The following is a 21,582-nucleotide window of genomic DNA, read 5'->3' on the forward strand; positions in this document are numbered from 1 at the left end:
GATTTGGCGGTTTTATATTGTAAACTTACAAATTTCATTCTATTTGTAAAGGAAACCTTTGTAACTTTGGGATTTCGCCTTCAAATTTGTTTCAATGAAATACATTTTTCTATTATTCACCAGTTTTCTTTTTGCACAGCAAACTCAATTCGTCGATTTTAAATCTGTTTCAGGACAATTATCTTTAAATTCAAAAGAAAAAACAGTTTCAGGTGCTGTCGATTTTCGATTTGAGGTTTTAAAGGATTGTGATACTATTTCGCTTGACGCTAAAAACATGGAATTCTCGAACGTGAAAATCAACGAGAAAGAAATCATTTTCATTAATACAACCAAACAGTTAAAATTGGTTTTTCCATTTAAAAAAGGAGAAAATCATCTAACTTTTAATTATTCAACAAAACCAAAACAAGCGCTGTATTTTGTTGATATGGAAAACGAAGAAGTGCAAATTTGGACGCAAGGGCAGGGAAGATACACGAGCAATTGGTTTCCAAGTTTTGACGATGTGAATGAAAAATTGATTTTTAATTTAGAGATTTCTTATGATAAAGATTATCAGGTAGTTTCAAATGGAGTTTTAAAAGAAAAAACAACAAACGGAAATCTAAATCATTGGCAATATCAAATGGAAAAACCAATGAGTTCGTATTTATTAATGCTGGCAATTGGAAAATTTGATAAAAAAGAATTTAAATCCAAAAGCAAAATTCCATTAGAATATTATTATGAACCCAAAGATGCAGATCGTTTTGAACCAACTTACCGTTATTCGAAGCGCATTTTTGATTTCCTTGAAAAAGAAATTGGCGTAAAATATCCTTGGAAAATTAACAGACAGATTCCAGTAAGGGACTTTTTATATGCTGGAATGGAAAATACGACTTCAACTCTTTTTGCAACACGATATGTAGTAGATTCAACAGGTTTTTGTGATCGAAATTATACTAATGTAGATGCTCATGAATTGGCACATCATTGGTTTGGAGATTTGATTACAGCTGAAAGCAGTACGCATCACTGGCTTCAAGAAGGATTTGCGACATATTTTGCTTTGCTTGCGGAAAAAGATATTTATGGCGAAGATTATTTCTATTCTAAGTTATACGATACGGCACAGCAGATAAAATTTGCTTCCCGCACAGATACTATTCCAGTTTTGAATGGAAAAGCAAGTTCTTTAACTTTTTATGAAAAAGGTGCGTGGACATTGTTTGTTTTGCATGAATCAATTGGAGATAAAGCTTTCAAAAAAGCGATTAAAAGTTATCTGAATAAGTATGCTTATCAAACGGTGAACACCAAGAATTTCTTCGATGAAATTAAAAAAGTGTCCAATTTCGATTTGGATAAATTCCAAAAAACTTGGCTAGAATCGACTGCTTTTGATACGCCGACTGCAAATGCTTTATTGAGCAAAAACAAAGCAATCCAAAAACGATTGGAAATCGATAAATTGAAAAAAACGCCTTTAGCTGAAAAAGCAGATGTTTTAAAAAGTACTTTAGAGTCAGATGTTTACCAATCTGTAAAAGAAGCTGTTGTTGATCAGTTGGAAAATGAAAAATACGAAGACAAAAAAGCGCTTTTGCTTTTAGCATTGCAAACTAATAATATAAATGTTCGTCAAAATTTAGCTGGATCGTTAACCAAGATTCCAGAAGATTTTAGAGCAAATTATGAAACGCTTTTAGAGGATAAATCATATCAGACACAAGAAATTGCACTTTATTTGTTATGGAGAAATTTCCCGAATCAGAGAACGGTTTATTTGGATAAATCTAAAGACTGGGTTGGTTTTAACGATTATAATCTAAGAACGCTATGGCTTTCTTTGGCTTTATCTACACCAAACTACAGCAATGACCAAGATTCTTTGATTAATGAATTAATTGCATTTTCATCAACAAAATATGAAGCCACAACAAGACAAAATGCATTAGAAAAACTAATTGCTTTTAAAATTATTAACGATCAGGTTTTGAGTAATTTAGTTGGCGCTACAACGCATCATATGTGGCAATTTTCAAAGTTCGGACGAGATACTATTCGGCTTCTGTTAAAAAATCCCGAAATGCGTGCTTCATTTAATAGAATTTTACCTAATTTGACACCCGATGAGCAATTCCAATTGAATCGCTTGTTGAAAGAGTGATCAATCAAGAAATAAAGAAGTTAGGGAAAAGATTTCAAGAGTTTATGAAGTTTTTATTTTGCTTTTTATCTCTAAAATTTCCCTCTTAAAATCCAAAAACAAAACCTACATTACAATTTATGAGAGCATTGGTTATTTCAGGAGGTGGTAGTAAAGGCGCTTTTGCCGGCGGTGTTGCCCAGTATTTAATAGAAGAAAAAAAACATGAATACGATTTGTTTATAGGAACTTCTACGGGAAGTTTATTGATTCCGCATTTAGCTCTCGGTCATATTAAAAAAATCCATTCTGTTTATACCAATGTTACCATGTCGAGTATTTTTAATATTTGTCCGTTTGTGGTGAAAAATAAAGATGGCGTTGATATCGTGACAATTAATCACTTTAATGTACTGCGTCAGTTTTTTAAGGGGAAACGTACTTTTGGAGAAAGCAAAGGCCTAAAAAAGTATATTCAGAATAATTTTTCTCTTTCAGATTTCAATAAACTCAAAAAACTAAAAACAGATGTTATTGTTACGGTAACTAATTTCACTAAAAACGAATCTGAATATAAATCGGTAAAGGATTGTAGTTATGAAGAGTTTTGCGAATGGTCTTGGATATCTAGTAATTATGTTCCTTTTATGAGTTTGGTTGAAAAAAACAACTGTGAATATGGTGATGGAGGATTTTCAAGCTTGGTTCCAATACGTGAAGCAATCAATCGTGGTGCTACAGAAATTGATGTTATTATTTTAGAAACAGAGGTTAATACTTCTAAAATGGTTATTGGTAAAAATCCTTTTTCGTTAATGATCGATTTGTTCCGAATCGCTTTAGACCAAGTAGAAAAACATGATATTGCTATAGGAAAACTTATGGCAAACAATAAGAATGTAAAATTAAATTTATATTACACACCAATAAAATTAACAGATAATGCCTTGATTTTTAATAAAGAGGTAATGAAAGAATGGTGGGAGCAAGGGTATGAATATGCTCAGAATAAGTCTGAGGTAATGAGTGATAATAAAATATTGATTTGAGATTTTTAAAGTTTAGTTTTTATGATAATCTCTTTTGATCTTGACGACACTTTGATATTAAACAATAAATTTGATTTGGATAAAAGAAATTTGTTTCACAAGATTTTTAGAATTGAGAAACTAAGAAAAGGGACAGTAATTTTATTCAAAGAATTAAAAAAGAGAAAATACAAAATTTATATTTATACTACTTCTCACAGAAGCATTTCAAAAATAAAATGGATGTTTTATTCATATGGTATTTCTGTGGATTATATTATAAACCAGCAGAAACACCAAAGAAGTTTATTAAATAAAAATATTTATTGCTCAAAATTTCCACCTTCATTTAATATAGATCTTCATGTTGATGATTCAAAAGGAGTTCAAATGGAAGGTGATAAATATGGTTTTAAGGTTATTGTAATTTCTGAAACAGATAAAGATTGGACACAAACAGTTCTAAAATCAATCTAAAATCTATAAGACTATTTAATACCAAAGTTCTGCAACTTCAGATTTTATAAATCCTAATGCGGCATTACTTGGAGATTGTTTTTCTAATAAATCATTCAGGATAACTTCACGAAGTTTATCTGCATTTTCAACTTTATCGCTCATTGCAGCTTTACGAATCATTTGAATTGTTGCATTTTTTGCAGTTGTAATGATAGTCCAGCATTCTTCAGACATGTAAATTTGCTGTGTTAAGTTGTGCTCAAATTCCTGTTCGATTTGATCAATTACATAGTTTTCGTAATCGTGTTTATTTTGAGAAATTGGAGTAATTCTAATTAACAGTTTTGTCAAATTAATACGCTCCAAAAACAAAGTCATACGCTCGTAAGCTTGTAAACGTATAGGAAGAGATTCTTTATGTGCTTGTTTGTTTAACAAAAACGCACGCTTTTTATCGTTGTTTTTAATGTGCAGTTCAAAAAAACTGTAAGCTACAAATCCAGTAACAATTGCAGGTAAAGTGTAACTGGCTAATTCTATAATTCTTGTAAAATCCATTGGGTTAATTTTTTAGCAAAAATATACTTTTTGATGAGAAATCCACTTTAAATTTATGGTAATAAACAAAAAGGAAGATGTACTTTTGCAACTTGTTTTTTACTTTGATCGAAATATAGTTGCAATGGACACATATATAATATTTTTTCTTTGTTTAGCGGCTTTTGCTGCCGGATTTATTGATGCAATTGTAGGCGGTGGCGGATTAATTCAAACACCAATGGGATTGATTTTATTGCCAAATCTTCCTGTTTCGACAGTTGTTGGAACTTTGAAAATTCCAGCTTTTAGCGGAACCGCTTTTGCTGCTTTTCAATATCTGAAAAAAGTTATTATTCAATGGAAACTGCTTATTATAATGATGTGTTTGGCAGTTCCTTCTGCTTTTTTGGGTTCAACTATTTTGACAATGGTCAGTAATGACTTTATGAAACCGCTTTTATTGGTGGTTTTGTCTTTATTGTTTGTTTATACTTATGCCAAGAAAAATTTCGGACAGCATGTTGCTAAAGATCATTCGGCTGTAACTCAAATTATCTATGCAGTTGTGATTAGTGTAATAGTTGGGTTTTATGATGGTTTTATTGGTCCAGGAACAGGAAGCTTCTTTGTCGTGGCTTTTATTGCACTTCTAGGTTTTGATTTTCTTCACGCTTCCGCGAATGCTAAAATGGTAAATCTTGCCACAAATTTTGGTTCGATTTGCCTGTTTATGATCAAAGGAAAAATCATTTGGGCAATTGCAGTTCCGATGGCAATAAGCAATGGTCTTGGAGGTTGGCTTGGTGCAAAATTGGCAATTAATAAAGGAAATGGATTTATTAGAATTTTCTTTTTGATTGTAGTTGTCGGCACTTTGATCCGATTTGCTTACGATGTGTTTTTTAAATAAGATTCTAAGTTGCTAAGGTTCTAAGATTCTGAGTTTCTCTCTTTTGTCTAAAGAAAAAGCTTAGAATCTTAGTAGCTTAGCATCTCAAAAAAAATGTTTGAATCTAGCCCCGATTGAGGCGATATCCTCGTAGCGGAGCGGAGAGATAAAGCCGAAAGCGGGAACCCATGTCTGAAAAAATGCCTATTCTTTGGCTTCAAAAAAAACTTAGTATCTCAGAACCTTAGTATCTCAGAACCTTTGAGTAGCATCTTAGGAACTTTCTTTTTTAATTCTTATTTTTGCATAAAAGGAGAAAATTACATGCAGAAATATATTGACCAGCTCAACGAAGCACAGAGGGCACCTGTTTTAAAGAAAGACGGGCCGATGATTATTATTGCTGGTGCAGGTTCGGGAAAAACCCGTGTTTTAACAATTAGAATTGCGTATTTGATGGCTCAAGGTGTTGATGCTTTCAATATTTTATCACTGACTTTTACCAATAAAGCAGCCCGCGAGATGAAACACAGGATTTCGGATATTGTGGGGGCGAGTGAGGCAAAAAATCTTTGGATGGGAACTTTCCACTCGATTTTTGCCCGTATACTTCGTGCAGAATCGGATCATTTAGGTTATCCTTCTAATTTTACTATTTATGATTCTCAGGATTCGGCTAGGTTAATTTCTTCTATTATTAAAGAAATGCAGCTGGATCGCGATATTTACAAACCAAAACAAATTTTGGGACGTATATCTAGTTATAAAAACAGCTTGATTACAGTTAAAGCGTACTTTAATAATCCAGAATTGGTCGAAGCTGATGCAATGGCAAAAAGACCAAGATTGGGAGAAATTTATCAGCAGTATGTTGATCGCTGTTTCAAGGCTGGTGCAATGGATTTTGACGATTTATTGCTTAAAACCAATGAATTACTGACACGTTTTCCAGAAGTTTTGGCTAAATATCAAGATCGTTTTCGTTATATTTTGGTTGATGAGTACCAAGATACAAATCACTCTCAGTATTTGATTGTTAGGGCTTTATCAGATAGATTTCAGAATATTTGTGTGGTTGGAGATGATGCACAGAGTATTTATGCTTTCCGTGGTGCGAACATTAATAATATTTTGAATTTCCAGAAGGATTATGAAGGAGTTGTAATGTTTCGTTTAGAGCAGAATTACCGCTCGACACGAAATATTGTTGAAGCGGCAAATACCGTTATGGAGCATAACAAAACGAAACTGGATAAAGTAGTTTGGACGGCGAATGAATTTGGCCCAAAAATTAAAGTCCACAGAAGTTTGACTGATGCTGAAGAAGGTCGTTTTGTAGCGAGTACGATTTTTGAGCAGAAAATGCAGAATCAGTTGCATAATGGAGCTTTTGCTATTTTGTATCGTACCAATGCGCAGTCGCGTGCGATGGAGGATGCACTGAGAAAACGTGATATTCCCTATAGAATTTATGGAGGTTTATCTTTCTACCAACGAAAGGAGATTAAAGACGTTTTATGCTATTTGCGTTTGGTTTTAAATCCGAAAGATGAAGAAGCTTTGATTCGTGTGATTAATTATCCAGCACGTGGAATTGGGGATACAACTGTAGAAAAATTGACTATTGCTGCAAACCATTACAAACGCTCGATTTGGGAAGTAATGGTGAATATTGATAAAATCGACTTGAAACTGAATGCTGGAACAAAAAACAAATTGAAGGATTTTGTGACAATGATTCAGAGTTTTCAAGTTATCGATCAGAATCAAGACGCGTTTTATATAACAGATCATGTTGCTAAAAAAACTGGTTTGGTTCAGGAATTAAAGAAAGATGCGACTCCAGAAGGAATGGCTAAAATTCAGAATATCGAAGAACTTTTAAACGGTATTAAAGATTTTACCGAAGGACAAAGAGAAATTGACGGAGCAAGAGGTGCACTTTCGGAATTTATGGAAGATGTAGCTTTAGCAACTGATTTAGATAAAGATACTAATGACGAAGATCGTGTGGCGCTAATGACGATTCACTTAGCAAAAGGATTGGAGTTTCCACACGTTTTTGTGGTAGGAATGGAAGAAGATTTGTTTCCGAGTGCTATGAGTATGAGTACTAGAAGCGAATTGGAAGAAGAACGTCGTTTGTTTTATGTAGCTTTGACACGTGCAGAACATCAGGCGTATTTGACTTATGCTCAGTCTCGTTACCGTTGGGGGAAATTAACAGACAGTGAACCATCTCGTTTTATTGAAGAAATTGATGGGCAGTTTCTAGAATATTTAACCCCTTCTGAAACAAGTTATCGTTATAAATCACCAATTGATGGCGATATTTTTGGAGATGTTGATAAATCGAAATTGAGATTAGCAAAACCTGTAGGAGGAACTCCGCCAAAACATGTTACAGATAATAATCCGAAACCAGATTTAAATATTCGAAAATTAAAACCTGTTTCTGGAAATGCTCCAAGCAGTGGAAATTCGAATTTATTTGACAGTAAATTGACGGTAGGAAATATTGTGATGCACGAACGTTTTGGAAAAGGAGAAGTGATTAATCTTGAAGGAGTTGGAGCAGATAGAAAAGCAGAAATTAAATTTGAAGTGGGAGGAATTAAGAAATTGTTGTTAAGATTTGCTAAATTAGATGTCGTAGGATAAAAAATATTGTTTCAAACCTATAAATTATTGTCACTCTGAGCGAAGTCGAAGAGCTTTTTAGCAAATGAGGGCTTCGACTTCGCTCAGCCTGAAAAATTTGAAACAAACAAAAAACTTGAAACAAAAACAAAATGGCTGAATTTATAAAAATATATCCCGATAAACCTAGTGAAGCTGCAATTGCAAAAGTGGTAAAAGTGCTTCAGAATGGCGGTTTGGTAATTTATCCAACAGATACTGTTTATGGTTTAGGTTGTGATATTACCAATTCTAGAGCTTTAGAAAAAATTGCTAAAATTAAAGGAGTGAAACTAGAGAAAGCTAATTTTTCTTTCATTTGTCACGATTTGAGTAATTTATCAGACTACGTTCGTCAAATTGATACGTCGACTTTTAAAATTTTGAAGAGAGCTTTACCTGGTCCGTATACTTTTATTTTACCAGGAAATAACAATCTGCCGAAAGAATTTAAAAAGAAAACAACTGTAGGTATTCGTGTTCCCGATAATAATATAATTTTAGAAATTGTTCGTCAGTTAGGAAATCCAGTGGTTTCTACTTCTATTCGTGACGAAGATGATGTAATTGAGTATACGACAGATCCAGAATTAATTTTCGAGAAATGGCAGAATCTCGTTGATATGGTAATCGATGGTGGCTACGGAGATAATGTTGGATCAACAATTATCGATCTTTCTGAACATGAACCTGTTATTGTAAGAGAAGGAAAAGGCGATATTGATATTTTGTAAAAAAAGACATCGATTTTACTGTAAATTAAATAATATATTGTTAATTAGTATTGAATATTAACAGTATAATTATGAAAATTTTATTCTTCTTTCTTGTTTTACTTTTTTCTATATCTTGTTTCAGCCAAAGGATTGCAGGTAAAGTATTTAGTAATGATAAAGTACCGTTGTCCGGGGCAAATGTTTTTTTAGATGGAACAACAATTTCTACTAGTACCGATGAAAATGGAAATTTTGTTATAGAATACGACCCTGATGCAAAGAATACCTTAGTGTTTAGTTATATGGGATTTGAGAATCAATACATTACAAATCTTGATCTAAAAAAAGATATTGTTGTATATATGGAAATTGCCAAAAATACACTTAAAGAAATAGTTGTAGGAAATAAAAAAGATATATTTACTAGGGAGCAAAGACTAAAAATATTTAGGGAGTATTTTATTGGAGAAACCAGAAATAGTGCTAAAATTACTATTGAAAATGAAGATGATATTCACTTTAAATATGATAGACTAAACCATGTTTTACAAGCTTATTCGGATAAACCGTTAGTGATTATTAATTCTTACTTAGGTTATAAAATAAGCTATGACTTGCAAAAATTTGAAGTTACATTCGGTAGTTTAAGCATATACTCCAGAGATGTAATTAAAAGTTATTATGCAGGTTTCAGTCATTTTGAAGAAATCAATAATTCAGACTTAATTTTAAAACGAAGAGAAGAAGCGTATAAAGGTTCACAAATTAATTTTTTTAGAAATTTAGCCAATGGTACTTGGGGGCAAGATCAGTTTTTTATATCTAAAAATAACAGCGACGTTATTCCTGAGAATTGTTTTAAAGTTTCTAAACAAGATAATTTTACAAAAGTTGAAGTGATAAGTCAAAGAAAAGAAAACGGCGACAAAAAATTTGTTGCCTCATATGATCTTGTATTTGGTAATCGAGAAGAATCAAGGGTTATTTTTGATGTGAAAACTTTCTACATATATAAGTATGGAAACAATTCTAATATTGAAGATATTATTTTTACAGGAAAAATTGCAGAAGAAAAAATAGGAGAAATGGTACCTTTAAATTATGGTATAAATTGAAAAGTATCTATAAATCGACAGACAGATTTGATTTCAAAATACTAGTATGTCTCGTCAGAAGATAGTGTAATGTTGATTTTGTAAATAAATACTTTAATTGTGTAAACTTATAAAAATAATGCCTAACTTTATTATAGTTAAATTTAGTTAGTTAATAAAGATAATGTTATTCTTGATTTCTCCTTTAATTACTTATTAAATAGTAAATTAAGAATACATAAAAGCAGGTCGATTGACCTGCTTTTTCTGTTTTTATAGTATGTCAAACAAGATTATTTAGCTTGTTTTTTCATTTCTTTTTCAATCATATCATAGAATTGATCGATTTTTGGCATAACTACGATACGAGTTCTTCTGTTGCGAGCTTTGTTCTCAGCAGAATCGTTTGCAACTAACGGTACATAAGAACTTCTACCTGCAGCAATTAATTTAGCTGGGTTAACACCAAGATCATTTGTTAATACACGAACGATTGAAGTAGAACGTTTAACACTTAAATCCCAGTTGTCTAAGATAATTCCGTTGCTTTTGTAAGGAACGTCATCTGTGTGTCCTTCAACCATACATTCAAAATCTGGTTTGTCATTTACAACTTTAGCAACTTTAGCCAAAACAGATTTAGCTTTGTCACTTACGTCATAACTTCCGCTTTTAAATAATAATTTATCAGCGATAGAGATAAATACAACTCCTTTTTCAACATTAACTTCGATATCTGGATCGTTAATTCCAACTGCACCTTTCAAGCTTGTAACTAATGCTAAAGTAACACTGTCTTTTTTGGTTAAAGCGTCTTGAAGTCTAGAGATTTTCAAATCTTTTTCTTTTAAACTTTCAAGAGATTTTTCAAGGTTTTCAGCACCTTTAGTAGTTAAGATAGTTAAATCTTTAGAACTGTTGATTAAATCTTGATTATGTTGTTTGTAGCTTTCAGCTGTTGCTGCTAATCCAGCTTTCTCTTCTAAGCACGTATTTAATTTTACAGTACATGAGTTTAACAAATCTTGAGTCTCTTTGTTTTTAGCTTCTAACTCAGCATATTTCTTTTTAGAAACACATGAAGTCAGAGCCATTAATACTGATAGTGCGATAACTATTTTTCTCATAAATTTAATTTTAATTAGACTTGATTACAAATTTAGTTTTTAATATTTTGAATACTGTTAAAGATTTCTTTAAATAAGGTCAATTTCCTTATATAATAAAGGAAAATGATGCTTTTTACCGTATAGTATTGCTGTATTTGAAAATCTTTACGTTTTTTTAGATATTTTAAAGATAAGCAATAAAATGAAAAATGTGCCTTTAGAATGGCAAAAGTATGCCCGAATTTGCCCTGTGTAAGAAAACGAATACCAGCAATTCCGTCTAAAACCATGCGGAAGAAAATCACAAAAAACAATCCTCTTTTTGGCAAATTTTTGACCATCATTAATAATGAATTTCTAAAATTCAAATAGGTTTTCTTAGGATTCCCTTGTTGTAATGTTGCGCCTCCAACGTGGTACACGACAGATTGAGAATTATACTTTATTATATGTCCTTCATTGGCAGCACGCCAACATAGATCTATTTCCTCTTGATGCGCAAAGAAGCTTTCATCAAAACCTTTTAATTCATCGAAAACTTTCTTTCTGATAAAAAAGCAAGCGCCTGAAGCCCAGAATAATTCTATATTATCATTATACTGTCCGTTGTCTTTTTCGACAGTTTCAAATATTCTTCCTCTACAGAAAGGAAATCCGTATTTATCAATAAAACCACCTGCGGCACCAGCATATTCAAAGTATTCTTTATTCTTAAAATCAAGAATCTTAGGCTGGATAATTGCAGTTTGTTTTTCTTTATCAAAAGTATCAAGAATTGGTTTTAGCCAATTTTCAGTTACTTCAATATCTGAATTGACTAAAGCATAGATTTCTGCATCAATATGCTGTAAAGCATCATTATAGCCTTTTGCAAAACCATGATTACCTGAGTTCTTTACAATCTTTATGTTTGGGAAATTTTTTGCAACGAATTCAACAGAATTATCTGTAGAATCATTGTCAGCAACATAAATCGTTGCGCCTTCGGAAAACTGAATGACAGATGGTAAAAACTGCTCAAGCAATTTTACTCCGTTCCAATTTAAAATGACAACAGCTATTTTATCCAAAAGTACTGAATTATTTATTTGTTAATGGTTTTCTTTATAATCAGGCAGGTTTCTTAAAAACTCATATTTTTCGTTTTCAAAATCCATTTGACAATAAAAATGGTTTAGTCCGTTTGTGACATTCAAAAACCGTGCCTGCATTGTCATATTATAACGAGCAATTTGGTCAAAAGTTGCCTGAGAAATTTTTACTTCGGGTGCTTTACACTCTACTAATATATGTATAGAACCGTCAGGATTGAATACAACAACATCGTATCGTTTTCTTAATCCATTGACAGTTAAAACTTTCTCTACGTTAATAAGTGATTTGGGGTATTTTTTTTCGTGCATTAAAAAATGAACAACGTGCTGACGAACCCATTCTTCTGGCGTAAGAATTATAAATTTTTTCCTGATTTCATCAAAAATAGACACTTTATTTTCGCTATTTTTGAATCGGAAAGTGTAAGCTGGGAAATTAAGTTTAAGCATAAAGCAAATATAATTTGAAAATTAGTCAATTTGAAAATTTGCTAATTATTTATTTTGAATTAAACTGAAAACTGACACTGAAAACTGACACTGAATACTGAAAACTTATTTTAATGGACGAAGTAATAAAAATTGTTAACGATATTAAAGCCGGAGATATTAAACCGATTTATTTTCTAATGGGGGAAGAACCTTATTATATAGATAAATTGTCAGAATATATTGAGCAGAATGTTTTAGCTGAAGAAGAAAAAGGTTTTAATCAGACAGTTTTGTACGGAAGAGATGTTTCTGTTGATGATATTATTTCAACGGCCAAGCGCTATCCTATGATAGCTGAACGTCAAGTAGTTATTGTGAAAGAAGCTCAAGATTTATCTCGAACAATTGACAAGATTGAATCTTATGTTGATAATCCAATGCAAACTACAGTTTTAGTTTTTTGCTATAAATATAAAACACTCGATAAGCGTAAAAAAGTTACCAAGTCACTAGGTCAGAAAGGAGTTGTTTTTGAAAGTAAAAAATTATACGAAAACCAAGTAGGAGACTGGATTAAAAGAGTTTTGGCTGGTAAAAAGTATACTATTGATCCAAAAGCAAATGCTATGCTGGTGGAATTTTTAGGTACAGATTTAAGTAAGATCAATAATGAGCTAGAAAAATTACAAATTATATTGCCTCAAGGAACTATGATCACGCCACAGCATATTGAAGAAAATATTGGTTTTAGTAAAGATTATAATGTATTTGAGCTTCGAAAAGCAATTGGTGAACGTAATCAGTTGAAAGCTTATAAGATAGCAGATAATTTTGCTCATAATCCGAAGGAATATCCTTTGGTTATGACAACAGGTTTAGTTTTTGGATTTTTTGTTCAGCTTTTAAAATACCACGGATTAAAAGATAAAAGCGCTAAAAACGTAGCGTCAGCACTTGGTGTGAATCCGTTTTTCTTGAAGGAATATGATTTGGCTGTAAAAAATTACCCAATGCGAAAAGTAAGTCAGATTGTTGGGGCTTTACGTGATATTGATGTTAAAAGTAAAGGTGTGGGAGCCAATGCTTTACCTCAATCAGATTTGCTGAAAGAAATGCTGTATAAAATATTTAATTAAGCCATTAAAATTCACGATATTTGCCTTTCTGAAAATTTTACTACTTAAAATAATTGCACAATTATGGGAATGAATAAAAATACCATTTTAGGATGGGCAACTTTAATAATGGTACTTATGGGATTGTTGCTTATAGGTCTTGGAATCTTTAGATATAGCGATGTTTCAGGATGGGGATTTGGAGCTGTAGGAGTTGGTTTTTTAGCTAATGCTTGGGTTTTCAATGCTTTAAAAGGTAGAGTTTAGAAAGTTTTAATCTCAAAATTCATTAAAAAAATAAATAATTATAATAAAAATAAAAAATGTCAGACGATAAGAAAGTAATTTTCTCAATGCAGAAATTGAGTAAAACCTATCAGGGAGCAGACAAACCTGTACTTAAAAATATTTACTTAAGTTTCTTTTATGGAGCTAAGATTGGTATTTTAGGTTTAAATGGTTCTGGAAAATCTTCTCTTCTAAAAATTATTGCTGGAGTTGACAAAAACTACCAAGGTGATGTAGTTTTTCAGCCTGGATATACAGTAGGATATTTAGAGCAAGAGCCAATTCTTGATGATTCTAAGACAGTTATCGAGATTGTTCGTGAAGGAGCTGCTGAAACTATGGCAGTTTTAGAAGAATACAATCAAATTAATGATTTATTTGGCCTTGAAGAAAACTACTCGGATCCAGATAAAATGGATAAATTAATGGATCGTCAGGCGGCATTACAAGACAAAATTGATGCTCTTGGCGCTTGGGAAATCGATACAAAATTAGAAATCGCAATGGATGCATTGCGTACTCCAGAAGGAGATACACCAATCAAAAACCTTTCAGGAGGTGAGCGTCGTCGTGTTGCTTTATGTCGTTTGTTATTGCAACAACCTGATGTATTATTACTGGATGAGCCAACCAACCACCTTGATGCTGAGTCAGTTCTATGGTTAGAGCAGCATTTAGCGCAATATTCAGGAACTGTTATTGCTGTAACGCACGACCGTTATTTCTTAGATAATGTTGCTGGATGGATTCTTGAGTTGGATAGAGGAGAAGGTATTCCTTGGAAAGGGAATTATTCTTCTTGGTTAGATCAAAAATCAAACCGTATGGCTCAGGAAGAAAAAGTAGCTTCTAAACGTAGAAAAACTTTGGAGCGTGAGTTGGAGTGGGTTCGTCAAGGAGCAAAAGGTCGTCAGACGAAACAAAAAGCGCGTTTGCAGAACTACGACAAATTATTAAATGAAGACCAAAAACAACTAGATGAAAATCTGGAAATCTATATTCCGAACGGTCCACGTTTAGGAACAAATGTTATTGAAGCTAAAAATGTTGCAAAAGCTTTTGGTGAAAAATTATTATATGATAATTTAAATTTTACCTTGCCACAAGCAGGGATAGTTGGAATTATTGGACCAAACGGTGCTGGTAAATCTACTATTTTTAAAATGATTATGGGCGAACAAGCTACAGACAGTGGAGAATTTTCAGTTGGAGAAACTGTAAAAATTGCTTATGTAGATCAGTCTCACTCTAATATTGATCCGAATAAATCTATTTGGGAAAACTTTGCAGATGGTCAGGAATTGATTATGATGGGAGGAAAGCAAGTTAACTCGAGAGCTTACTTATCACGTTTCAACTTTGGTGGTGGAGAGCAAAACAAAAAAGTTTCAATGCTTTCAGGTGGAGAACGTAACCGTTTACACTTGGCAATGACTTTAAAAGAAGAAGGAAATGTACTTTTACTGGATGAGCCTACGAATGACTTAGATGTAAATACACTTCGTGCACTTGAAGAAGGTTTAGAGAATTTTGCAGGTTGTGCTGTAATTATTTCTCACGACAGATGGTTCTTAGATAGAATTTGTACTCACATTTTAGCTTTCGAAGGAGATTCTGAAGTTTATTTCTTTGAAGGAAGTTTCTCTGATTATGAAGAAAACAAAAAGAAACGCCTTGGTGGTGATTTAACTCCGAAACGTTTGAAATACAGAAAATTGATTAGATAATAAGATCTGAAAATTTCAATAAAAAAATCCCAAATTCCAATTGATGTGAATTTGGGATTTTTTATTTTATCGTCTAGTTTTGTCATTTCGAGGAACGAGAAATCTTCACAAGAAGCTCCTTGAAGTATATAAAATTGGAATTTGGAATTTCAAAAACTGGAATTTCTCTTAAAGAAACTTCGCTTTCAATTCTGGAGTTGGAATCATGCAGCTTTCTTTTTTGCCGTACCAATTGTATCTATTTTTAGCAACATAATTGTAAATTCGGTCACTTATAAAAATTGGTATAACTCTAAAAATAGGAGTTAATTTCCAAAAACCTCCAAAATTTTTAGCTATTTCGATAACTGCTGAAGATTTATAAAAATAAGCTGTTCCTGGATCATACAAAATAATGCTATCCATCTTAGAAAAGCTGATTCCTAAATGTTTGCAAATTGAAATTCCTAAATCAGATTGCAATGCAACAAATCTGAAAATGTCTTTTCTGTCGTGTTTGATAATGTATTGAACCGCAGAACTGCAGAGATTACAAACTCCGTCAAAAAGAACTATTTTTTTATTTTTAGGAAGATTTTCCATTAAAAGTTAATTTCGAGTTTCTTATTTTACATTTTATAATACTTTAAACTACTAAAATGCTTTCTTTATTATGTATTTGTTTTATTTATTGTTTTTTATTTTTTGATAAAATTTATTAATTAAAAACGGCTTTCATAAATTGTTTTAAATGAGTTTTTAAAAAATAGCGACCTTCTTTTATGTAAAATCAAAAAAAAATCCTTAAATCGATTTATTTTAATTTTGGTCTTTTTAAATCAATTTCAAGGCTATAAAATTGCGACTGTGAGTGAAAATTTTATTTTTTTACCGCTTCAACCAATTCCAATTCATCCAAACTTACTTTCGAAGTAAAAATTCCGTAATTAACCGTCGCTTTATTTTTTTCGATTAAATCAATGCTTCCAACAGATCTTCCATCGAGCATTCTTACTCTGTCACCAACTTTTAAAATTGGTTTTGGTTTTTCTACAACAGGTTTAAGTTTCTTTTCTTTTTTCTCTTTTCGAATTTCCTCAACTTTTACTTGTACTTCAGCAATAATTTCTTTTTGTTTTTCAACTTTTGCTTTTACTTCTTTCGGAGTTGCTTTTTTACGTTTAGAATTTTCGATCTCAACAATTTTCAAAAATTCACCAATAAGTTCTTTTTTGTTTTTGTTGTTGAAATATTTTTCAGCGATATCGTCAATTTTTTGTCCTATATATATAATCTTCTGATTACTATCATACAATTCTTGATAGCTTTCTAGTTTTTGCTGGATTTTAGTATTGATGTTTTCCATCTTTTTACTTTCTTCACGCGCTCTGGTTTCTTCCTCTTTTAAATTCAAAGAAGTTTTTTCCAGTTTTGATCTTTCTTTTTGAAGCGTTGCGATGGTTTTATCAAAACGAACTTTCCCAACTTCGATTTTCTTTTTCGCTCGATTAATTAATCCAAACGGAATTCCATTTTTTTGAGCAACTTCAAAAGTAAACGAACTTCCTGCCTGACCCAAAGCCAATTTGTACATTGGTTCAAGAGATTTTTCATCAAACATCATATTCGCATTCGTTGCGTATGGCAATTCGTTTGCAAGAATTTTTAAATTTGAATAATGCGTAGTAATAATTCCGAAAGCTTCACGATGGTAGAATTCTTCTAAGAAAATTTCAGCCAAAGCTCCACCAAGTTCAGGATCAGAACCTGTACCAAATTCGTCAATTAAAAACATGGTTTTCTTATTACATTTCTTTAAAAAGTAATTCATGTTTTTTAATCTGTAGCTATATGTACTTAAATGATTTTCAATGGATTGGTTATCTCCGATATCAGTTAAGATTCTATCAAATAAGAAAGTTTCACTTCTTTCGTGAACCGGAATCAAAATTCCAGATTGTAGCATTAATTGCAATAATCCAACTGTTTTTAAGGAAATAGTTTTTCCTCCCGCATTTGGTCCAGAAATTACAATAATTCTGTTTTCTTGTTGTAGCTCAATAGTTTGCGGATATGTAACTTCTTGCTTTTGTTTATTATTTAAATACAAAATCGGATGATAGGCTTCTCTAAAGAACAATCTTCTTTCTTCTGTAATTGTTGGTAAAATTCCATTAATACGATTTGCATATTTTGCCTTTCCAGCAACTACATCAATATCACTTAAAAAGTCTTGATATTCAATTAATAAAGGAAGATAAGGACGAATTACATTGGATAAATTCTTTAAAATTCTCGTGATTTCTTCTTTCTCTTCGTATTCTAAATTGGCTAATTCTCTAGAATATTTTAAAGTAGCTTCAGGCTCGATATAAGCGATACTTCCAGTTTTTGAACTTCCTAAAATTGAGCCTTTAACCTTGCGGCGATACATGGCTAAAACCGCTAAAACTCTACGATTTTGCACAAAACTTTCTTTAATATCGTCCAGATAACCTAAACCGTTATATTGAGTTAAAGCCACACCAAAACTTTGATTCACTTTTCCGCGAACCAAATTCATATTTTGCCGAATTCCAGCCAAAGCAGGAGAAGCGTTGTCCTTTATTTCTCCATATTTATCTACGATTGCGTCAATTGCAGTTATGATATCTTTTGTCAATTCTACTCTTGAAGCTCTTGCATTTAGATTTGGATAATAATCGTCGAATTTTTTTAAGAAATTCAATAAGACATTTGTGGTTGCCGAAAGATTAGCAATTTTTCTAAAACTTCCTACTTCAAGAAAACTATCTTCAATTGCTAAGAATTTAATTTCGTGCGTGATAGCGTCAAATCCGTGATTCGGAATTGCGTTATTATTTTGAAAAGAAGATACATACTCTGATGTTTGCATCAAAGATTGCATTAATTCTTCTTTGTCTCTAATTGGTTTTATTTGTAAAGCCTTTTCTTTTCCAATATCAGTGTTGCATCCATCTGAAATGGTTTCTAGAACGGTTGGAAATTGTAAGTCTTGTAACGTTTTTTCTGTAATACTGATCATTTAATTTCTTTATGAAAGTAAAGGCAAAAGTACGAAAACATTCATCAATTGTGAATTATGAATTATGAATTATAAATTTTTTTCTTTGCTATCGTTTTAATTTTTGACTTTTAACTTTTAACATTTTTCTTTTAATAAATATGATTCTAAGCAATAATTTCTGAAATTCGCATAAAAAAAATTATGGACGTAAAAATGCATTCTTCTTGGAAACCAGTTTTAAATGAAGAATTCGAAAAACCATATTTCAACGATTTAATTGAATTTGTAAAATCAGAATACGCAACAAAAGTTTGTTACCCAAAAGGGAGTCAAATTTTTTCAGCTTTTGATCATTGTCATTTTGATGAAGTAAAAGTGGTTATAATTGGACAAGACCCTTATCATGGTCCAAATCAGGCAAATGGTTTGTGTTTTTCAGTGAATGATGGAATTCCGTTTCCGCCATCACTTCAAAATATATTTAAAGAAATTCAAGATGATTTCAATATACCAATGCCTAATACGGGTAATTTAGAACGTTGGGCAGATCAAGGTGTTTTTCTTTTAAATGCTACTTTAACCGTTAGACAATCTGAAGCAGGAAGCCACCAAGGAAAAGGCTGGGAAAAATTCACTGATGCCGTTATCAAACAGATTTCTGCTGAAAAAGAAAATGTTGTTTTCTTGCTTTGGGGAGGTTTCGCTCAAAAGAAAGCTGCTTTAATTGATGCTTCAAAACATCATATTTTGAAATCTGGACATCCTTCGCCATTAAGCGCGAATAGGGGATTTTGGTTTGGAAACAAACATTTTAGCCAAACAAATGATTTCTTAAAATCTAAAGGATTAAAAGAAATTGAATGGTGATTTTTTTTAGTTGCAAAGTTTCAAAGTGACAAAGGGAAAAACTTTGTGTTTTTGTGATTAAAAAAACAAATATATTTTGCAAAAGAAAACCCAATAACGTGATTTAATGTTATTGGGTTTCTTTTTATTTTTTTACAATTTCTTCTAAAACAGCTTTGTTTTCGTAATTGACTACTTTTAGAATTATCTCTTGATTTTTTACTGTTTTTCCTTCAATGATATAAAGTTTTCCTTTCTTGAACGAAACATTGCTTTGATCAAAATCAACATCTCCATAAGTTAATGTATTTTTGACGTCTGCAGTGTCAACCCATTTTTCATTTAAAGTCTGAATGGCTTTTGGTGAATATTGAAATGGTTTTGTTCTAAGATTATTTAAAACTCTTGCATTTGGGAAATAGTTACAGCGAGTGTCTTTTCCAATAAAAAATCCTGATACAATAAAACATCCCATTACGAGACCAATCAGATAATATGCAAAACGGTGTACGAACTTCATGAAATAAAATTTTTGCAAAGGTACATTAAAGTTCCCTTAAAATACAAGTAAATTAATATCGTTGTCTGGTAAATCGAACCAATCGCCAATCGCTTTATTTGTTAGAATTCCGTGATAAAGATAAATTCCGTTTTTAAGACCTTTGTTGCATCGAATTGCACTTTCAATACCACCATCTTCGGCTATCTGATGAAGATATGGAGTTAAGATGTTACTAATTGATAATGAAGCAGTTTTGGAATAACGTGAAGGGATGTTTGGTACACAATAGTGTAAAACATTACTTTTTATGAATGTTGGTTTTTCGTGAGTAGTAACTTCCGAAGTTTCAAAGCAACCTCCAGTATCGATGCTGACATCAACTATTACTGCACCTTTTTTCATGTGCTCCACCATTGTTTCATTAACAACAATCGGACAGCGTTCTTTTCCGCGCATCGCACCAATTGCTACATCACAGCGCCTTAAGGCTTTTAATAAACCTTTTTGTTGTATCGTTGAAGTAAAAATTCTTTGATTTAAATTGTTTTGCAAACGACGTAGTTTAGTAATAGAATTATCAAAAACTTTTACGTTTGCACCGAGTCCAATGGCAGTTTTTGCAGCAAATTCACCAACTGTTCCTGCTCCTAAAATTACAACTTCAGTAGGAGGAACGCCTGTAATGTTTCCAAACAAAAGTCCTTTTCCAAATTCGTCAGTAATCATTAATTCTGCTGCAATAAGGATTGAAGCAGTTCCTGCAATTTCACTTAGAGATTTTACCGCAGGATAAGATCCGTCTTCATCTTTAATATATTCAAAAGCTAATGCTGTGATTTTTTTCTGAGCCAAAGCTTCGAAGTATTCCTTCTTTTTAGTTTTAAGCTGAATAGCAGAAATAATAACCGTTTCCGGGTTTATCATTTGTATTTCGGACAAAGTCGGCGGTTCTACCTTTAATAGAAACGGACAGCCAAAAACTCTTTTTGTGTCTTTTGTGATTTCTGCACCAGCATCTGCATATTCTTTATCAGTATAACTCGAACTTTCTCCCGCCCCAGATTCGATCATAACGCGGTGGCCTTCATATGTTAAGGAATTGACAGCGTCAGGCGTAAGACAGATACGACGTTCCTGATAACTAGTTTCCTTAGGAATTCCTATAAAAAGTTCTCTTTTAAAACGACCAACCTCAAGTTTTTCTTCCTGTGGTATTAATTGTTGTTTTGTAAATGGAGTTAATGTGATTGACATGGATAGTGCAAAAAATTAAGAGTACAAATTACGTAAAAAGTTTTAAAATTAATGCAAAAATTCTGCTAATACTGCAAGCTGAATGTTAAGATATTTTTACTGTAAATAAAGGTTTTATTTGATTTACTTTAAAATCTTAAAGTTTCTATATTAATTTCAATTGTCTTTTTCCGTCTGAAAGCAGTTCAATATTAATTGTAGAATGTTCTTCTGGAATTAAACTTGCAATTTTTTCAGACCATTCAATAAAACACCAATTTCCAGAATATAAATAATCATCAACTCCCATATCAAGAGCTTCAGTTTCTTTATTTAATCGATAAAAATCAAAATGATAAACGGTTTGATTATTAGAAGTTTGATATTCATTTACTAAAGAGAAAGTTGGACTGCTTGTTGCGTCTTCAACTCCTAGAGTTTTGCATAATTGCTTAATTAAAGTTGTTTTTCCAACTCCCATTTCTCCATTAAAAAGAATGATTTTTTTAGGATTTGAAGCAATAACCTGCTCTGCAACTTCTTGAATTTGATCTAATGAAAAAACGATGTTCATTTGTTGTTTATTTATTTTAGTCTCAGTCTCAGTTTTCAGTCTCAGTAAGAAGCCGTAAACTGCGATTGAAACTAAAAACTTTTAATTTAATTTAAATGTTTTTCGCGAAAGCAAAA

Annotated in this window: 20 protein-coding genes; 11 read left to right on the forward strand and 9 right to left on the reverse strand. The window is 32.0% G+C overall.

The window, feature by feature from the left end:
* Positions 1–94 precede the first annotated feature (94 nt).
* The 3 genes from V6624_RS16065 to V6624_RS16075 all read left to right on the forward strand — a co-directional run bounded on the left by V6624_RS16065 (position 95) and on the right by V6624_RS16075 (position 3,639).
* The gene (locus V6624_RS16065; RefSeq protein WP_338839336.1) at positions 95–2,155 is read left to right on the forward strand and encodes a M1 family metallopeptidase; all 2,061 of its coding nucleotides are present in this window, start codon (positions 95–97) and stop codon (positions 2,153–2,155) included.
* Between the two features lie 119 nt (positions 2,156–2,274).
* Complete coding sequence (locus V6624_RS16070; protein ID WP_111290983.1) at positions 2,275–3,183, forward strand: patatin-like phospholipase family protein; 909 nt, start codon at positions 2,275–2,277, stop codon at positions 3,181–3,183.
* 21 nt (positions 3,184–3,204) lie between these two features.
* On the forward strand, positions 3,205–3,639 hold the full coding sequence (locus tag V6624_RS16075; protein ID WP_338839337.1) for a hypothetical protein: 435 nt from the start codon (positions 3,205–3,207) through the stop codon (positions 3,637–3,639).
* Between the two features lie 15 nt (positions 3,640–3,654).
* Here the strand turns inward: V6624_RS16075 and V6624_RS16080 are convergent, their stop codons facing one another.
* Positions 3,655–4,179 (reverse strand): hypothetical protein, encoded by a 525-nt coding sequence (locus tag V6624_RS16080; RefSeq protein ID WP_111290987.1) that lies wholly within the window; start codon positions 4,177–4,179, stop codon positions 3,655–3,657.
* A gap of 124 nt (positions 4,180–4,303) precedes the next feature.
* On the opposite strand from V6624_RS16080, the gene V6624_RS16085 reads away from it, so the two are divergent.
* From V6624_RS16085 to V6624_RS16100, 4 genes are all read left to right on the forward strand, one after another.
* A complete protein-coding gene (locus V6624_RS16085; RefSeq protein WP_111290989.1) occupies positions 4,304–5,071 on the forward strand; it encodes a sulfite exporter TauE/SafE family protein in 768 nt (255 codons plus the stop codon).
* A 303-nt stretch (positions 5,072–5,374) separates the two neighbouring features.
* Entirely contained in the window at positions 5,375–7,711 is a 2,337-nt protein-coding gene (locus V6624_RS16090) for an ATP-dependent helicase (RefSeq protein WP_338839339.1), read from the forward strand.
* Positions 7,712–7,842: 131 nt separating this feature from the next.
* The gene (locus V6624_RS16095; RefSeq protein ID WP_072970810.1) at positions 7,843–8,463 is read left to right on the forward strand and encodes an L-threonylcarbamoyladenylate synthase; all 621 of its coding nucleotides are present in this window, start codon (positions 7,843–7,845) and stop codon (positions 8,461–8,463) included.
* A gap of 71 nt (positions 8,464–8,534) precedes the next feature.
* Positions 8,535–9,560 carry a carboxypeptidase-like regulatory domain-containing protein gene (locus tag V6624_RS16100; RefSeq protein ID WP_338839341.1) on the forward strand — a complete coding sequence of 342 codons (1,026 nt, stop codon included), beginning with the start codon at positions 8,535–8,537 and terminating at the stop codon, positions 9,558–9,560.
* 272 nt (positions 9,561–9,832) lie between these two features.
* Here the strand turns inward: V6624_RS16100 and V6624_RS16105 are convergent, their stop codons facing one another.
* Genes V6624_RS16105 through V6624_RS16115 form a run of 3 tightly spaced genes read right to left on the reverse strand, consistent with a single transcriptional unit; the run spans position 9,833 to position 12,192 of the window.
* Positions 9,833–10,666: an OmpA/MotB family protein gene (locus V6624_RS16105; protein ID WP_111290995.1), complete on the reverse strand. Its 834-nt coding sequence runs from the start codon at positions 10,664–10,666 to the stop codon at positions 9,833–9,835.
* A gap of 32 nt (positions 10,667–10,698) precedes the next feature.
* Positions 10,699–11,718, reverse strand: a complete 1,020-nt coding sequence (locus V6624_RS16110) for a glycosyltransferase (protein ID WP_338839342.1) — start codon at positions 11,716–11,718, stop codon at positions 10,699–10,701.
* 21 nt (positions 11,719–11,739) lie between these two features.
* The gene (locus V6624_RS16115; RefSeq protein ID WP_338839343.1) at positions 11,740–12,192 is read right to left on the reverse strand and encodes a type I restriction enzyme HsdR N-terminal domain-containing protein; all 453 of its coding nucleotides are present in this window, start codon (positions 12,190–12,192) and stop codon (positions 11,740–11,742) included.
* Between the two features lie 113 nt (positions 12,193–12,305).
* Here V6624_RS16115 and holA point away from each other — a divergent pair, with 113 nt between their 5' ends.
* The 3 genes from holA to ettA all read left to right on the forward strand — a co-directional run bounded on the left by holA (position 12,306) and on the right by ettA (position 15,304).
* A complete protein-coding gene (gene holA, locus V6624_RS16120) occupies positions 12,306–13,310 on the forward strand; it encodes a DNA polymerase III subunit delta (RefSeq protein WP_338839344.1) in 1,005 nt (334 codons plus the stop codon).
* Positions 13,311–13,373: 63 nt separating this feature from the next.
* Positions 13,374–13,556 (forward strand): CAL67264 family membrane protein, encoded by a 183-nt coding sequence (locus V6624_RS16125; RefSeq protein WP_111291003.1) that lies wholly within the window; start codon positions 13,374–13,376, stop codon positions 13,554–13,556.
* 56 nt (positions 13,557–13,612) lie between these two features.
* Positions 13,613–15,304, forward strand: a complete 1,692-nt coding sequence (gene ettA, locus V6624_RS16130) for an energy-dependent translational throttle protein EttA (protein ID WP_111291005.1) — start codon at positions 13,613–13,615, stop codon at positions 15,302–15,304.
* A 168-nt stretch (positions 15,305–15,472) separates the two neighbouring features.
* On the opposite strand, the gene V6624_RS16135 is transcribed toward ettA, so the two are convergent.
* Together V6624_RS16135 and V6624_RS16140 are read right to left on the reverse strand one after the other, a co-directional pair.
* Positions 15,473–15,886: a thiol-disulfide oxidoreductase DCC family protein gene (locus V6624_RS16135; protein ID WP_111291007.1), complete on the reverse strand. Its 414-nt coding sequence runs from the start codon at positions 15,884–15,886 to the stop codon at positions 15,473–15,475.
* Between the two features lie 277 nt (positions 15,887–16,163).
* Complete coding sequence (locus tag V6624_RS16140) at positions 16,164–18,329, reverse strand: endonuclease MutS2 (protein ID WP_111291009.1); 2,166 nt, start codon at positions 18,327–18,329, stop codon at positions 16,164–16,166.
* A 183-nt stretch (positions 18,330–18,512) separates the two neighbouring features.
* On the opposite strand from V6624_RS16140, the gene V6624_RS16145 reads away from it, so the two are divergent.
* On the forward strand, positions 18,513–19,178 hold the full coding sequence (locus V6624_RS16145; protein WP_111291011.1) for a uracil-DNA glycosylase: 666 nt from the start codon (positions 18,513–18,515) through the stop codon (positions 19,176–19,178).
* 124 nt (positions 19,179–19,302) lie between these two features.
* On the opposite strand, the gene V6624_RS16150 is transcribed toward V6624_RS16145, so the two are convergent.
* From V6624_RS16150 to tsaE, 3 genes are all read right to left on the reverse strand, one after another.
* Positions 19,303–19,677: a DUF4258 domain-containing protein gene (locus V6624_RS16150; RefSeq protein ID WP_111291012.1), complete on the reverse strand. Its 375-nt coding sequence runs from the start codon at positions 19,675–19,677 to the stop codon at positions 19,303–19,305.
* A gap of 36 nt (positions 19,678–19,713) precedes the next feature.
* The gene (locus tag V6624_RS16155; protein WP_111291014.1) at positions 19,714–20,913 is read right to left on the reverse strand and encodes an alanine dehydrogenase; all 1,200 of its coding nucleotides are present in this window, start codon (positions 20,911–20,913) and stop codon (positions 19,714–19,716) included.
* A 145-nt stretch (positions 20,914–21,058) separates the two neighbouring features.
* Entirely contained in the window at positions 21,059–21,466 is a 408-nt protein-coding gene (gene tsaE, locus V6624_RS16160; protein WP_111291016.1) for a tRNA (adenosine(37)-N6)-threonylcarbamoyltransferase complex ATPase subunit type 1 TsaE, read from the reverse strand.
* Positions 21,467–21,582: the final 116 nt, after the last annotated feature.

Origin of the sequence: Flavobacterium ginsenosidimutans (assembly GCF_037478105.1) — a bacterium.
GTDB lineage: Bacteria > Bacteroidota > Bacteroidia > Flavobacteriales > Flavobacteriaceae > Flavobacterium > Flavobacterium ginsenosidimutans.

Excerpts from the sequence above, each read along its gene's own strand:
- V6624_RS16065 (WP_338839336.1), top strand. The coding sequence starts at position 95 with ATGAAATACATTTTTCTATTATTCACCAGTTTTCTTTTTGCACAGCAA.
- V6624_RS16070 (WP_111290983.1), top strand. The coding sequence starts at position 2,275 with ATGAGAGCATTGGTTATTTCAGGAGGTGGTAGTAAAGGCGCTTTTGCC.
- V6624_RS16075 (WP_338839337.1), top strand. The coding sequence starts at position 3,205 with ATGATAATCTCTTTTGATCTTGACGACACTTTGATATTAAACAATAAA.
- V6624_RS16080 (WP_111290987.1), bottom strand. The coding sequence starts at position 4,179 with ATGGATTTTACAAGAATTATAGAATTAGCCAGTTACACTTTACCTGCA.
- V6624_RS16085 (WP_111290989.1), top strand. The coding sequence starts at position 4,304 with ATGGACACATATATAATATTTTTTCTTTGTTTAGCGGCTTTTGCTGCC.
- V6624_RS16090 (WP_338839339.1), top strand. The coding sequence starts at position 5,375 with ATGCAGAAATATATTGACCAGCTCAACGAAGCACAGAGGGCACCTGTT.
- V6624_RS16095 (WP_072970810.1), top strand. The coding sequence starts at position 7,843 with ATGGCTGAATTTATAAAAATATATCCCGATAAACCTAGTGAAGCTGCA.
- V6624_RS16100 (WP_338839341.1), top strand. The coding sequence starts at position 8,535 with ATGAAAATTTTATTCTTCTTTCTTGTTTTACTTTTTTCTATATCTTGT.
- V6624_RS16105 (WP_111290995.1), bottom strand. The coding sequence starts at position 10,666 with ATGAGAAAAATAGTTATCGCACTATCAGTATTAATGGCTCTGACTTCA.
- V6624_RS16115 (WP_338839343.1), bottom strand. The coding sequence starts at position 12,192 with ATGCTTAAACTTAATTTCCCAGCTTACACTTTCCGATTCAAAAATAGC.
- holA (WP_338839344.1), top strand. The coding sequence starts at position 12,306 with ATGGACGAAGTAATAAAAATTGTTAACGATATTAAAGCCGGAGATATT.
- V6624_RS16125 (WP_111291003.1), top strand. The coding sequence starts at position 13,374 with ATGGGAATGAATAAAAATACCATTTTAGGATGGGCAACTTTAATAATG.
- ettA (WP_111291005.1), top strand. The coding sequence starts at position 13,613 with ATGTCAGACGATAAGAAAGTAATTTTCTCAATGCAGAAATTGAGTAAA.
- V6624_RS16135 (WP_111291007.1), bottom strand. The coding sequence starts at position 15,886 with ATGGAAAATCTTCCTAAAAATAAAAAAATAGTTCTTTTTGACGGAGTT.
- V6624_RS16140 (WP_111291009.1), bottom strand. The coding sequence starts at position 18,329 with ATGATCAGTATTACAGAAAAAACGTTACAAGACTTACAATTTCCAACC.
- V6624_RS16145 (WP_111291011.1), top strand. The coding sequence starts at position 18,513 with ATGGACGTAAAAATGCATTCTTCTTGGAAACCAGTTTTAAATGAAGAA.
- V6624_RS16150 (WP_111291012.1), bottom strand. The coding sequence starts at position 19,677 with ATGAAGTTCGTACACCGTTTTGCATATTATCTGATTGGTCTCGTAATG.
- V6624_RS16155 (WP_111291014.1), bottom strand. The coding sequence starts at position 20,913 with ATGTCAATCACATTAACTCCATTTACAAAACAACAATTAATACCACAG.
- tsaE (WP_111291016.1), bottom strand. The coding sequence starts at position 21,466 with ATGAACATCGTTTTTTCATTAGATCAAATTCAAGAAGTTGCAGAGCAG.